The sequence below is a fragment of the Dactylosporangium fulvum genome (assembly GCF_025137375.1).
GTDB lineage: Bacteria > Actinomycetota > Actinomycetes > Mycobacteriales > Micromonosporaceae > Dactylosporangium > Dactylosporangium fulvum.
On record NZ_CP073720.1, the window covers coordinates 640,973 to 654,364 of the forward strand.

General features: G+C 73.2%; 12 protein-coding genes. All 12 read left to right on the plus strand.

Annotated features, from left to right (window positions below; genetic code table 11):
* Window positions 1-11 precede the first annotated feature (11 nt).
* The 12 genes from Dfulv_RS02995 (at window position 12) to Dfulv_RS03050 (ending at window position 13,356) form a co-directional block, all read left to right on the plus strand.
* Complete coding sequence (locus Dfulv_RS02995; protein WP_259861070.1) at window positions 12-1,142, plus strand: DegT/DnrJ/EryC1/StrS family aminotransferase; 1,131 nt, start codon at window positions 12-14, stop codon at window positions 1,140-1,142.
* Window positions 1,139-1,735, plus strand: a complete 597-nt coding sequence (locus Dfulv_RS03000) for a sugar transferase (protein WP_259861071.1) — start codon at window positions 1,139-1,141, stop codon at window positions 1,733-1,735. Before Dfulv_RS02995 ends, Dfulv_RS03000 begins: the two co-directional genes overlap by 4 nt.
* The gene (locus Dfulv_RS03005; protein ID WP_259861072.1) at window positions 1,732-2,355 is read left to right on the plus strand and encodes an acetyltransferase; all 624 of its coding nucleotides are present in this window, start codon (window positions 1,732-1,734) and stop codon (window positions 2,353-2,355) included. The genes Dfulv_RS03000 and Dfulv_RS03005 overlap by 4 nt, the downstream gene beginning before the upstream one ends.
* Entirely contained in the window at window positions 2,352-3,491 is a 1,140-nt protein-coding gene (locus Dfulv_RS03010; RefSeq protein ID WP_259861073.1) for a glycosyltransferase, read from the plus strand. Before Dfulv_RS03005 ends, Dfulv_RS03010 begins: the two co-directional genes overlap by 4 nt.
* Window positions 3,488-4,753 (plus strand): lipopolysaccharide biosynthesis protein, encoded by a 1,266-nt coding sequence (locus Dfulv_RS03015; protein ID WP_259861074.1) that lies wholly within the window; start codon window positions 3,488-3,490, stop codon window positions 4,751-4,753. The genes Dfulv_RS03010 and Dfulv_RS03015 overlap by 4 nt, the downstream gene beginning before the upstream one ends.
* Window positions 4,743-5,933, plus strand: a complete 1,191-nt coding sequence (gene wzy / locus Dfulv_RS03020; RefSeq protein ID WP_259861075.1) for an O-antigen polysaccharide polymerase Wzy — start codon at window positions 4,743-4,745, stop codon at window positions 5,931-5,933. The genes Dfulv_RS03015 and wzy overlap by 11 nt, the downstream gene beginning before the upstream one ends.
* Window positions 5,924-7,132 (plus strand): glycosyltransferase family 4 protein, encoded by a 1,209-nt coding sequence (locus Dfulv_RS03025; protein ID WP_259861076.1) that lies wholly within the window; start codon window positions 5,924-5,926, stop codon window positions 7,130-7,132. Before wzy ends, Dfulv_RS03025 begins: the two co-directional genes overlap by 10 nt.
* A complete protein-coding gene (locus Dfulv_RS03030; protein WP_259861077.1) occupies window positions 7,122-8,888 on the plus strand; it encodes a DUF4012 domain-containing protein in 1,767 nt (588 codons plus the stop codon). The genes Dfulv_RS03025 and Dfulv_RS03030 overlap by 11 nt, the downstream gene beginning before the upstream one ends.
* 88 nt (window positions 8,889-8,976) lie before the next feature.
* Window positions 8,977-9,699 (plus strand): hypothetical protein, encoded by a 723-nt coding sequence (locus Dfulv_RS03035; RefSeq protein WP_259861078.1) that lies wholly within the window; start codon window positions 8,977-8,979, stop codon window positions 9,697-9,699.
* Between the two features lie 71 nt (window positions 9,700-9,770).
* Window positions 9,771-11,033 (plus strand): nucleotide sugar dehydrogenase, encoded by a 1,263-nt coding sequence (locus Dfulv_RS03040; RefSeq protein ID WP_319805754.1) that lies wholly within the window; start codon window positions 9,771-9,773, stop codon window positions 11,031-11,033.
* A 41-nt stretch (window positions 11,034-11,074) separates the two neighbouring features.
* Window positions 11,075-11,494, plus strand: a complete 420-nt coding sequence (locus Dfulv_RS03045) for a hypothetical protein (RefSeq protein WP_259861080.1) — start codon at window positions 11,075-11,077, stop codon at window positions 11,492-11,494.
* A complete protein-coding gene (locus Dfulv_RS03050) occupies window positions 11,491-13,356 on the plus strand; it encodes a hypothetical protein (RefSeq protein ID WP_259861081.1) in 1,866 nt (621 codons plus the stop codon). The genes Dfulv_RS03045 and Dfulv_RS03050 overlap by 4 nt, the downstream gene beginning before the upstream one ends.
* Window positions 13,357-13,392: the final 36 nt, after the last annotated feature.

A 13,392-nucleotide genomic window follows, 5' to 3' on the forward strand; every position in this document is an offset into this window, starting at 1 on the left:
GGCTGGTCACGGTGAACACACGGGTCTACCTCTCCCCGCCCGACATGTCGGGGACCGAGGAGCGCTATCTGGTCAACGCGCTGCGCTCCGGTTGGGTCGCGCCCGTCGGGCCGGATCTCGACGCGTTCGAGCGGGAGATCGCGCAGCGATGCGGCACCGCACACGCCGTCGGTGTCTCCTCCGGGACCGCGGCGCTGCACCTCGGGCTGCTCGCGCTCGGCGTCAAGGCCGGTGACGCGGTGGTGGTACCGACGCTGACGTTCGCGGCCACCGCCAACGCCGTCGTCTACACCGGCGCCGAGCCGGTCTTCGTGGACAGCCGGGCCGAGGACGGCAACGTCGACCCGGACCTGGTCGAGCGGGCCGTCGCCGACCTGCGCCGGGAGGGGCGCCGGGTCGGCGCGATCGTGCCGGTCGACCTGTTCGGCGCCTGTGCCGACTACGGGAGGCTGGTGCCGCTGGCGGAGGCACTGGGCGTACCACTGCTGGAAGATGCGGCCGAGGCACTCGGTGCGACCCGTGACGGCCGGCCGGCCGGGTCGTTCGGGCGGGCGGCGGCGCTGTCGTTCAACGGCAACAAGATCATGACGACATCCGGCGGGGGCATGATCGTCACCGGCGACGCGGCCCTCGCCGCGCGCTGCCGCCACCTCGCCACCCAGGCCCGCGAGCCGGTGCCGCACTACGAGCACGCCGACATCGGCTACAACTACCGGCTCAGCAACCTCCTCGCCGCGGTCGGCCGAGGGCAGCTGTCCCGGCTCGACGAGATGATCACCCGGCGGCGGCAGCTGCGGGAGCGGTACGCCAAGACGTTCGCCGGCGTGCCCGGCGTCCGCCTGCTCGGCGACGGTGACCCCGGCGCCAACTGCTGGCTGACCACGATCGCCGTCGAGCCGGACCGGGCCGGCTGGACGGCGGCGGAACTCGGCGCACACCTCGGCACGCACGACATCGAGACCCGCCCGGTGTGGAAGCCGATGCACGCCCAGCCGGTGTTCCACGGCCGCCGGGCCTGGCTCACCGGCGTCGCCGACCGGCTCTTCGCGACGGGGCTCGCCCTGCCGAGCGGCTCGGCCCTGCGCGAGCCGGCCCAGGAACGTGTCTTCGGCGCGGTCGGCGAGTTTCTGGAGGGTCGGTGAACCGCGTCCTGGACCTGGTAGGGGCGGGCGTCGCGGCCGTCGTGCTCGCCCCGGTGATCGCCGGCACCGCGGTCTTCGTGCGGCTCACGATGGGCTCGCCGGTGCTGTTCCGCCAGGAGCGCGCCGGCCGGCACGGCGCGCCGTTCACGATGGTGAAGTTCCGTTCCATGACGGTGCACGACAATCCCGGTGACCCCGACCCGCGCCACGACGGCGCGCGGCTGACCCCGGCGGGCCGCTTCCTGCGCGCCAGCAGCCTCGACGAACTGCCCGCGCTGTGGAACGTGCTGCGCGGCGAGATGAGCCTCGTCGGCCCCCGGCCGCTGCCGGTCGCCTACCTCGGCCGGTACACACCCGACCAGCGCCGCCGGCACGACGTGCGGCCCGGCATCACCGGCCTGGCCCAGGTCCGCGGCCGCAACACGCTGAGCTGGGAGCAGAAGTTCGCCTACGACCTCGAATACGTCCAGCGCCGCAGCCTCGCGCTCGACCTGCGGATCCTGGCCGCGACCGTCGGCGCCGTCCTGCGCCGTGACGGGATCGCCGAGGCCGGCGTGGCGACCGCTCGCGAGTTCCAGGGCAGCGCGCGATGAGGAGCGGGCTTGTCATCGTCGGGTGCGGCGGCCACGGGCGGGAACTGCTGATGATCGCCCGGGCCGCCGGGATGCCGGTGCGCGGGTTCGTCGACGACAGCCCCAGTCAGCGCAACCTCGACCGGGTCGCGGCGCTCGGCGTGCCGTTCCTGGGTGCCACCGACCGGCTCACCGACGAGCGCCCGTCGATCGGCTACGTCATCGGCATCGGCGACCCGCGCGTGCGCGCGGCGGTCGACGAACGGCTGCGCCCGCAAGGGATGCCGGCCGCGACGCTGATCCATCCGGCCGCCACCGTCGGCTCCGACGCGGTGATCGACGAGGGCTTCGTGGCGTTCCCCGGTGCCCGGGTCACCACCGACGTCCGCATCGGCCGCCACGTCCACCTCAACCAGAACTGCACCGTCGGCCACGACACCGAACTCGGCGACTTCGTGCAGGTGAACCCGCTCGCGGCGATCTCCGGCGACTGCCGGATCGGCCCCGAGGCGCTCATCGGCACCACCGCCTGCGTGCTCCAGGGACTGCGGGTGGGCGCGGGCGCGACGGTCGGCGCCGGCGCCTGCGTGACCCGCGACGTGGCGCCGAAGACCACGGTGAAGGGAGTGCCCGCGCGATGAGGGTGGCCATGGTCATCAAGACGGACGAGGGCGGCCGGTGGACCCTGCCGCACCTCGACGCGCTGCGCGAACGCGGCCACGAGGTGGTGGCGGTGCTGCCGCCGGGCAACGAGGGCCGGTTGCGCAAGGCGCTGCACGACCGGGGCGTCGAGGTGGTGCAGTCGGCGTTCGACTTCCGGTTCCGGCCCCGGCCCTCGACGCTGCGCGGGCTGGTCGGCCTGCGCCGGCAGCTCCAATCGATCGACCCCGACGTGCTGCACTACCACCTGTACGCCTCGGCGCTCGCCTGCCGCTTCGCCGGTCTCGGCTGGCGGGTGCCGAAGGTGCACATGGTCGCCGGGCCGCTGTTCCTGGAGTCGCCGCTGATCCGGGCGGTCGAGCGGGTCCTGTGCCGGCTCGACACCGTGGTGATCGGCGGCAGCGAGCACACCGAGGCGCGGTACCGGCAGTTGAAGGCGCCGCGAACCACCGCGATCCCGTACGGCGTGGACGTCGAGCGGTTCAGCCCGCCGTCGCCGGCCTACCGGGCGGCCTGCCGGGCCGCGCTCGGCGTCGGCGAGGACACGTTCGTGGCCTGCATGGTCGCCTACGTCTATCCGCCGAAACGGCTCACCCACCGGGGCCGCGGCATCAAGGGCCACGACGTGCTGCTCAAGGCCTGGCGGGAGTTCGAGCGCGACCGCCCGGACGCACGGCTGGTGCTGCTGGGGGGCGGCTTCGACGCGGCCGGCGAGGAGTACAAGCGGCGCCTCGAACGGCACAAGACCGCAACCGTCGACTGGTACGACTCGGTGCTCGACGTCCGCGACTGCTACGCCGCCGCCGACGTGAGCGTCAGCCCGTCGCTGTCGGAGAACCACGGCGCGGCCCTGGAGGCCGGCGCGATGGGCGTGCCGAACATCGTCTCCGACGCGGGCGCCCTGCCGGAGACCGTCGACCCGTCGACCGGCTGGGTCGTGCCGCGCGACGACGTGGCCGCGCTGACCGCGGCACTGCGGGCGGCGTACGCCGAGTTCCGCGCCGGCACGCTCACCGCCAGAGCGGCCCGCAGCCGGACACGGACCGTCGCGCGGTTCGCACAGGGCCCGGCGGCCGGAGCGGTCGCCGACGTGCTGGAGCGGGCAGTCTTGCGATGACCGCCATCAGGCACCGCGCACCGGTCACCCGGCCGTCGTTCGCCGGAAACGTCGGCTGGGCCGTGTTCGGCAACGCGGCCTACGCGCTGTCCCAGTGGCTCGTCCTCGTGATCGTCGCACGCCTCGGCACCCCGTCAATGGTCGGCGAATACGCCCTCGGCCTCGCCGTCGGCGCCCCGGTCGTCCTGCTGGCCAACCTGTCCCTGCGGACCGTGCTGGTCACCGATCCGCACAGCGAGCACCCGTTCCGCCGCTATCTGCGGGTGCGGCTGGCCGCCATGGCCGTCGCGCTCGCCACGATCGGCGTCGTCGTCGTGCTCTTCGACCTGCCGCCCGCGGTGGTGCTGCTCGTCGGCGCCGCCAAGGCCTTCGACGGCGCCGGCGACATCTACCTCGGCCTGCTCCAGCGCCACCACGACCAGCGCAGCGTCGCCCTGGCGCAGCTGGCCAACGGCGGCCTCACCATCGCCTTCACCGCCGCGCTGCTCGTCGGCACGAGCAGCGTCGCCTGGGCCGCGGCCGGCTCGGCCGGCGCGTCGCTCATCGTGTGGCTCATGGTCTGCGCCCCGCTCGCCGGCCGCCTGCACCACCACCACCACCCCGACCCGGTGGAACGCACCCTGCGCCGCCATACCCACCGGGCCGCCGGCGGGGTGGCGGCCCTGCTGTGGACCGCGCTGCCGCTCGGTGTCGCCTCCGGCGTCACCTCACTCACCGCCAACGTGCCCCGCTACGCCCTCCAGCACGAATCCGGCGCGGCGGACCTCGGCGCGTTCGCCGCCGCCGGCTACCTGGTCCTCACCGGCACCGTGCTGTGCTCCGCCGTCGCGCAGACCCTGCTGCCGCGCCTCACCGAGCTGCACGCCGCCGACGCCGCCGCCCGCTTCCGCGCTCTGGTGCGCCAGTCCCTCATCGGCGTCGGCGGCGTCGGCGCGATCGCCGTCTGGGCCGCCTGGCTGTTCGGCTCGACGGTGCTCACCACGGTCTACGGCCCGGAGTACGCCGGACACGGGCCGACCCTCACCGTGCTCACGCTGGCCACCGCGCTCGGCGCCGCCTGCTTCATGCTCGACGCGGCGCTCTCCGCGGTGCGCCGCTTCGCCGGCCAGCTCGCGGTCAACGCCGGTGTGCTCGCCGTCGCCGTGGCCGCCGCGCTGGTGCTGGTGCCCCGCTACGGCGTGGCCGGCGCGGCCTGGGCGACCGCTGTCGCCGCTGCCGTCCACTGTGGACTGAAGTGGGAGGTGCTGCGGCGTGTCCGTTGACCCCTGGTACGCGGTGGCGCTGGCCGGGCTGACCGTGCCGGTGCTCCTGCTCGTCAGGGGCCGCCGCGACCTGCTCGCCTACCTGGCGGCCTACTTCTTCGTGTTCGGCTTCGGGCCGGTCGTGAGCTACCTGCTCGGCGGCTCGATCTACTTCGGCACCAACACGATGCTCATCGGCCGGGCGAGCCTCGGGCTGCTGCTCGCGTTCGCCGGTGTGCTCGCCGCCGGCCTGCTGGTCCGCCAGCGCACCGACCTGTCGGATCCCGCCAAGGGAGCCGCGGAGCATCATTTTCCGCTGGTACCGGTGGTGCTCGTGGCCCTGTCACTCTACGCGGCCGTGGTGCTCGTCCTCGGCGGCAGCGGCTTCCTCGCCGGCACCAAACTCGACCGCATCGGCGTCGCCGGCCCCGGCCACTACGACTACCTGCTGCTCGAAATGCTGGCCTGCAGCCTGTACTTCATGGCCGCCCGCACCAGCGTGGGCCGTTTCGCGTACCGGCTGAACCTCGCCGTCTACGTCGTCTACTGCGTCTCGACCGGCGAACGCGACTTCGTGTTCGTGCTGTTCGCGCTGATCCTGCACCGGGAGCTGGTGTCCGGCCGCGGCTTCACCCGGCCGGTCGTCTGGGGCCTGGCGCTCCTGCTCGGCGCGACCGCCCTGTTCAGCCTGCGCGGCGGCGGACCGGCCGACGCCGGCCAGGTGCTCAACCAGGGTTCGGTGCTCTTCGTCGACACCTGGGTGATGACCCACGTGCCGTCCGTCGACCCGTACGCGCACGGCGCCACCTACCTCGACGCGCTGGTCAACCTGGTGCCGGGCCACGCGCAGGTGCCGCTGTCGCAGTGGCTCGTCGACCGGTACGCACCCGGCAGCGACTCCGGCTACGGCTTCTCGCTCACCGGCGAGGCGTACCTCAACTTCGGCCTCGCCGGCATCCCGGTCCTCTTCGCCGGGCTCACGCTGGTGCACCGCCTGCTGGTCAACCGGATCGACCGGGCGCCCGTCCACGCCTACGCCAGCCTGCTGTTCACGATCGCGTGGATGTACGGCTTCCGTGGCGAGAGCGCGTCGATGCTCAAGACCTGCGTCTACGGTCTCGTCTTCTACGGCCTGATCCGCCTGGTCTCGGTCTCCGTCAAGGACCGCTCGCCCGAGGAGGTGCTCCGGTCGTGCGCCTAGTCGTCACCTCCGAACAGCGGTTCCTGCGCTCGCCGGACGGGCGGGTCTGGACCACCACCGGGGCCGCCAACGACTTCTGGCAGCGGTACCGCACCGTCTTCGACGAGGTGCTCGTGGTCGCCCGGGTGGACGAGCGGCCGGGGTGGCCCTCGGATGCGCGGCGCGTCGACGGCGACGGGGTCGCGGTGCACGCCGTGCCGCACTACCTGGGGCCGCTGCAGTATCTGCGCCGGCTGCGGCGCGTGCGGGCGGCCCTGCGCACCTGCCTCGCGCCCGGCGACGCCGTCCTGCTGCGGGTGCCGTCGGCACTCGGCTCCCTGCTGCACCGGCGGCTGCGCCGGGGCCGGCGCCCCTTCGGGCTGGAGGTCGTCGGCGACCCCTTCGACGTGTTCGCCCCGGGTGCCATGCACCATCCGCTGCGGCCGCTGCTACGCCGCTGGTTCACCGCCCGGCTGCGGGCCCAGTGCCACAGCACGTCCGCCGTCTCCTACGTCACCGAGCGGGCACTGCAGACGCGCTACCCGGCCGCCCACGGCGCGGTCACCGCCGCCTACTCCAGCATCCAGCTCGACCCGGCCGCGTTCGCCGACCGGCCACGGCACGGCACGCCCAAGGTCGCCGTCCGGCTGGTCTCCGTCGGCTCGCTCGAGCAGCCGTACAAGGGCATCGACACGCTCATCGAGGCACTGCCGATGCTCGTCCGGGCCGGGCTGGAGGCGCACCTGGTGCACCTCGGCGACGGGCGGTGCCGGGCCGACCTGGAGCGGCTGGTCCGCGAACGGCGGCTCGGCGGCCGGGTCGCCTTCGCCGGCGCCGTCCCGCCCGGTGCGCCCGTGCGGCAGTTCCTCGACGACGCCGACCTGTTCGTGCTGCCGTCGCGGACCGAAGGGCTGCCCCGCGCGCTGATCGAGGCGATGGCCCGCGGGCTGCCGGCGATCGGCACCCGGGTCGGCGGCATCCCCGAACTGCTCTCCGGCGCGCACCTCGTGCCGCCCGGCGACCCCGGCGCGCTCGCCTACGCCATCACCGCGCTGGTCGCCGACCCGCAGGCGATGGCGGCCGCGTCGGCGCGCAACCTCGCCCGCGCCGGCAACTACGCCGCGGACACCCTCGCCAAGCGGCGCACCGCCTTCTACCGCGCGCTGCGCGTGCTCACCGCCCCGGACCGAGTCGAGGAGGTGGTCGGCGGTGCCGACTAGACGGAAGGCCGTTGTGGCGGCCGTCGTGCTGGTGCTGATCGTCGCCGGTCTCGGGCTGCGGCTGCTGACCGTGGCCTCGTCGGCGACCGGGCACCTCCAGCGCGCCGCGACGCTCGTCGAGGACCTGGAGCGGCAACTGCGGGCCGGCGACCTCGACGGTGCTCGCCGTACCGCCGCCGACCTGCGCCGCCAGGCCGGCGAGGCGCGCGACGACACGCACGGGCCGAGCTGGTGGCTGGCCAGCTCCCTGCCCGCCGCGGGCGACGACCTCGCCGCGGTCGCCGCCGTCGCTACTGCCGTGGACGCCCTCGCCGACCGGGTGCTGCCCCCGCTGCTCGACGCCGCCGACGGGATGGCCACCGCGGTCGGGCGGGGCTCCGGCGGCGACGACGGCGCCGAGGCGTTGCAGCGCGTCCGGTCCGTAGCACCCCGGATCGCCGAGGCCGCCACCGTGGCCCGGAACGAGCGGGCCCGCCTCGCCGGGCTCGACCGCGGCGGGCTCGACCCGCGGGTGCGGACCGCCGTCGAACAGGTCCTGTCCGGACTCGACCGGGTCGTGCCGGTGCTCGAACCGGTCGCGCGCGCGGCGGCGCTGCTGCCCGGGCTGCTCGGCGTCGATGGGCCGCGGACCTACCTGGTGCTCTTCCAGAACCTCGCGGAGGTCCGCGCGACCGGCGGGATGCCGGGCGCGTTTGTCGTGCTGCAGGCCGACCGCGGGACGATCGGCATCGTCGAGCAGGGCACGGCGGCGACGACGCTGGGCACCTTCCCGGCCCCGGTGCTACCGCTCGACCCCGACCAGGAGGAGCTGCACACCGACCGGCTCGGGCGCTTCCCGGCCGACGTGAACCTCACGCCCGACTTCCCGACCGCGGCCATCCTGGCCCGCGAGATGTACCGGGTGCGGTCCGGCCGGACGGTCGACGGGGTGCTGGCCACCGATCCGGTCGCGCTGTCGTACCTGCTGCGCGCCACCGGCCCGGTGCCGGTCCCGTCCGGGCCGCCGCTCACCGCCGAGAACGCCGTCAAGCAGCTGCTTTCCGAGGTGTACCTGACGATCGCCGCCGAGCCGGCCCAGGACGCCTACTTCGCCGGCGCCGCGCGGGCCGTCTTCGACCGCCTGGTGTCCACCACCGCCGCCGACCCCGACCTCTACCGCGCCCTGTCGCAGGCCGTCGCGGAACGGCGGCTGCTCGCCTGGAGCGCCCATCCTGAGGAGCAGCAGGCGATCGCCGGCACCGTGTTCGCGGGGACGCTGCCGGAGGACGACGGCGACCGGCCGACCGTGGGCGTGTTCCTCAACGACGGCACGGGCGCGAAGCTCGGCTACTACCTGACCCGTGCCGCCGAGCTGACCGTCGGGCCCTGCCTGGAGGACGGGACCCGGCAGCTGGGCCTGACCGTGACGCTGGGCTCGAACGCGCCCCGGACCGGGCTGCCGCGCAGTGTGCTCGGCCTCGGGCTGGCCGGGGAGTACACGATCCGCACCAACGTGATGGTGTACGCGCCGACCGATGGGATGCCGGTGGCCGTGGTACAGGACGGCAAGGCGGTCGAGTTCGGCACCGGGATGGACAAGGGGCGCGCGGTCGCGGTCATCCCCGTCGACCTGGCGCCGGGCGCGCGCAGCACGGTCAAGCTGGCCCTGATCACCGGCCCCGTGCGGAACGGCGCGCTGACCCCACGCCTGGTCACCACGCCCGGTGTCGCGCCGTGGGCGTTGCAGGTGCGGTCCGGCGCGGCGTGTTCGAGGTGAAGACTTCTCGGACATAGTCCGAATCGCCCATATCGAGTGGGTTTGCGGTCTAACGTGAAACCCGGGGAGACGAGAGGGAGAGCCAGCAATGCGAGCTCGAACAGCATCCGCACTGACCTCGGTCGCCGGCGCCATCATCGCGGTGGCCGTGCTCGGCGCGCCGACCACCGCACAGGCCGCACCTGAGAACCACGGACAGGCCGGAGCTCAGGCGGCGGCCTACCCGGCGCCGGAACCGGCGGTCCGGGTCAGTTCGGCCTCGATCAGCACCGGCAACACGGTTCGCGTCACCGGGCGCAGCTTCAGCCCCGGCGAACCGATCGCCATCAGCGTGTCGTACCGCATCACCCCGAACTCGGGCACCTACCACAACCCGTGGGGCGTGAGCATCAAGGGCGACCAGCGGGCCGACGCCGACGGCAAGTTCGCCGCGAAGGTACGGCTGAGTGTGCCCGGCTACGCGCGGATCAAGGTCACCGGCAAGAAGTCGCACAAGTCGGCGGCCGTCACCGTGCGTGTGCTCGCCTGGCGCAGCGACGTGTTCGGCGGCGACGACTTCTTCGCGGGCACGCCGCTCGGCGCGCCGGTCCGCTGGGACGACCGGAGCGACACCGGCGCCGGCCGCGTCTTCGGCCCGCACAGCGGCGGCTGGAGCCCGTTCCGCCTGTCCGGCAACGAGACCACGGTCGCGGGCGCGACCGTGCGCACCGAGGAGCACAAGACCTACGGCGGTGACGTGGTGGCCGGCCTGCTCGGCCTGACCGCGCTCATCGGCAGCGGCTTCGTGGCGCGTCGCCGCCGCACCTCGTAACGTCCGCACCGCGTTCGACCCGCCGGATCAGCTTCGCCGGCGGGTCGAGTGTTCCCACCCTTAGGATGATCATGGGCAAAGTCGTCATCATCGGTCAGGGCTACGTCGGCCTGCCGCTGGCCGTCCGCGCGGTCGAAGCCGGCGACGACGTCGTCGGGCTCGACACCGACACCGACCGCATCAAGTCGCTCGGCGCCGGACTGTCCTTTGTGGAGGACATCTCCGACGAGCGGCTCGCGCGGGCGCTGGAGACCGGCAGGTACCGGCCGAGCGACGACTACGCCGACGCGACGGGCTTCGACGTCTGCGCCATCACGGTGCCGACCCCGCTCACCGACGGGGTGCCCGACATCAGCCACATCGAGCACGCCGCGCTCCAGATCGCGCCATACCTGCGGCCCGGCTGCACGGTCATCCTCGAGTCGACGACCTACCCCGGCACCACCGAGGAGGTGCTGCGGCCGCTGCTGGAGCACGCCAGCGGCCTGCGCACCCCCGACGACTTCCACCTCGGCTACAGCCCCGAGCGCATCGACCCGGGCAACCGTACCTGGCACCTCGACAACACCCCGAAGCTCGTCTCCGGCATCGACGCACGGTCGCTCGCCGCCACGATCGGCTTCTACCGGCGTTTCGTCCAGCGGGTGGTGCCGGTCTCCGCGCCGCGGACCGCCGAGCTGACCAAGCTGTTCGAGAACACCTTCCGCCACATCAACATCGCCCTCGTCAACGAACTCGCGATCGTCGCCAACAAGCTCGGCGTCGACGTGCGCGAGGCGATCAGCGCCGCGGCGACCAAGCCCTTCGGGTTCATGGCCTTCGAGCCCGGCCCCGGCGTCGGCGGGCACTGCCTGCCGATCGACCCGTCGTACCTGTCCTGGCAGGTCAAGCGGGAGGTCGGCCAGCGGTTCCGGTTCATCGAGCTGGCCAACGACGTCAACGAGGGCATGCCGCGCTACGTGGTCCAGCGTCTGGTCGCCGGGCTGAACACCCGCTACAAGCCGGTCAACGGCAGCCGGATCCTGCTGCTCGGCCTGGCATACAAGAGCAACGTGGGCGACCTGCGCGAGTCACCGGCCCGCGCCGTGGCCGAGCTGCTCGTCGACCTCGGCGCCGACGTCCGCGCGGTCGAGCCGCACGCCGCGCCGCGGGACATCGGCACGCTGGGCGGCGTGACCCTGGTCGACCTGACCGCCGTCGAGGTGATGGCCGCCGACGCGGTGGTCGTGCTCACCGATCACGACGACTTCGACTACGCCCTGATCGAGGAGCACGCCCAGTACGTCTTCGACACCCGCAACCGCTGCCGCGGCCGGGTCGTCGAGCGCCTGTAGCGGTTTGTAGCTTTTCGCCTCTGGGCCTTACCGTTGCCCAGGTGCGGAACTGGTTTCCCATCGGCCTCACGATCCTGCTCGTCGCGGGTGTCGCCGGGCTGCTGACGGTCGCCGTGCGTGGGGCGCTGCACGACCGCGACCAGGTCCGGGGCACCGTGACCGTGACCGGTTGCACCTTCGAGGCATACGGCCGCCACGGCGACACCTACCTGTGCCGGGGCCGCTTCGCCGGCCCCTTCGACATCCCCGAGGTCACATTCGCCAACCTGGGGGAGCTCACCGCCGGCACGACCGTCGCGGCGGCGGTCTCCGGGCCCGGAGACACCAGCGCCGACCTGGTCAGCGAGGGTTACTGGCGGTTGGTGGTCACGATCGGCGGTTCGATCGCCCTTCTGGTCATCCTCGTGCTGGTATGGCGGACCCGGCGGCACTCAGCCCGGTCGGGTAGCTTGGCGCGGTGATCGTCGCACCGGCCCGCTCCGCGTTGATCCGCGCCGGCATCGTGGTCGGCGGGGTGGCGGTGCTGCTGGTTGAGCTCCTGTCGGCGCTCGGCGCGCTGCACCGTCTCTGGATCGTGCTGGCCTGGCTGCTCGTCGCGTCCGGCGGCGCGCTGCTCCTGCACCGTCGCCGCGCCGTCCCGCCGGCCTCGCGGTCGTGGGCCTCGTGGGCCTCGTGGGCGCGGAAGTCCTGGGAGTCGGCCCCGCTCGCCGAGCGGCTGACGGCGGGCGCCCTCGGCGTGCTCTTCCTCGCCGACCTGCTGGTCGCCCTGCTCGCACCGCCGAACAACTTCGACTCGCAGACCTACCACCTGCCGAAGATCGAGCACTGGGTGGCGCGAGGCGAGGTCGGCTTCTACCCGACGATCATCGACCGGCAACTCGCCATGGCGCCCGGCGCCGAGTATCTGCTGCTGCACCTACGGCTGCTCACCGGTGGCGACGGGCTCTACAACCTGGTCCAGTTCGCCGCGGCGGTGGGCGGCGCGCTGATCGCCTCCCGGATCACGGCCCAGCTCGGCGGCGACCGGCGCGCCCAGCTCCTGGCGGCCCTCGTCTTCGGCACCACACCGATGGTCCTGCTCGAGGCCACCAGCACGCAGACCGACCTCGTCGTCGCCCTCTGGGTCGGCAGCGTCGCCACGCTGGTCCTCGACGAACTGCGGCGGCCGACTTCCTGGCTCTCGATGCTGATGCTCGGCCTGGCCGCCGGCCTGACCCTGCTGACCAAGGCGACCGGCCTGCTCGCGGTCGGCCCCCTGCTGGTCGTCTGGTTCTTCGCCCAGCTCCGGCTGGGCCGGTGGCGCGCCGTCGGGCGGCCACTGCTCGGCACCCTGGTCATCGTCTTCTGCATGGCGGCGCTCGCCGGGCCGTACCTCGCACGCGTCCAGACCGCCTACGACCACCCGCTCGGCCCCGACCACCTGCGCGAGTCGATCTCGATGCAGCGCCACGACCCGGCATCCGTGCTGATCAACGCGCTGCGCATCACCGAGACCGCGCTCCAGACACCGCTCGGGCCGGTCGGGTCGGGCGCCATCAAGAGCCTCGCTTCGTCGCTCGGGGTCGACCCGTCGGCGCGGGACATCACGTACTGGAACTCGACCTATCCGTACACGTCCTGGCCGCCCGACGAGGACCGGGTGTCCTTCCCGGTGCAGGGGGCGCTCGTGCTGATCGGTGCGCTGGTGCTGCTCGCACGCCGTTCTCGGGCGGTGGTACGGCTCTACGCCGCCCTCTTCTGGCTCGCCGTCCTCGCCTACGTCGTCATGGTGAAATGGCAGCCCTGGGGCAACCGGTTGATCATGTTCCTGCTCCTGCTGGGCACCCCCTTGGCCGCACTGTGGGTGAGCAGCGTCCTGCACCGGTCCGCCGACCGTCGGAGGGCGGTGAGCTGGTCGATGGCGGCCGTCCTCGCGGCCGGCACCCTGGCCGGCGGTTTCGCGCTCGCCTACGGTTGGCCACGCCGTCTGGTCGGCCACGGCTCGGTCTTCACGACGAGCGAGCTGGACCAGCGGTTCATCCGCCGCCCGGAGTGGCGGGCGGACTATGTCTGGGCGGCTGACGCGGTGAAGGCGGCGGGTGCTCAGCGGGTAGGCCTGCTGCAGGGCTACAACACGTGGGAATATCCGTGGTGGGTCCTGCTTCCCGACCGGTCGATCGTCTCGCTGCAGTCGCTGCAACCGGACCTGCCAGCGGCCACGCTGGACGACGTCGACGCCGTGCTGTGCGTGTCCCCGCCGAAGCCGTGCGAGATCTACATCCCACCGTCCTGGGCCCCCAAGCGCCAGGGCGAGGTCGTCTACGCCTTGCGCCCGTCCCCGTGATCCACGGTCGTTCTGCGTCGTCACCGGCCTGAGCGG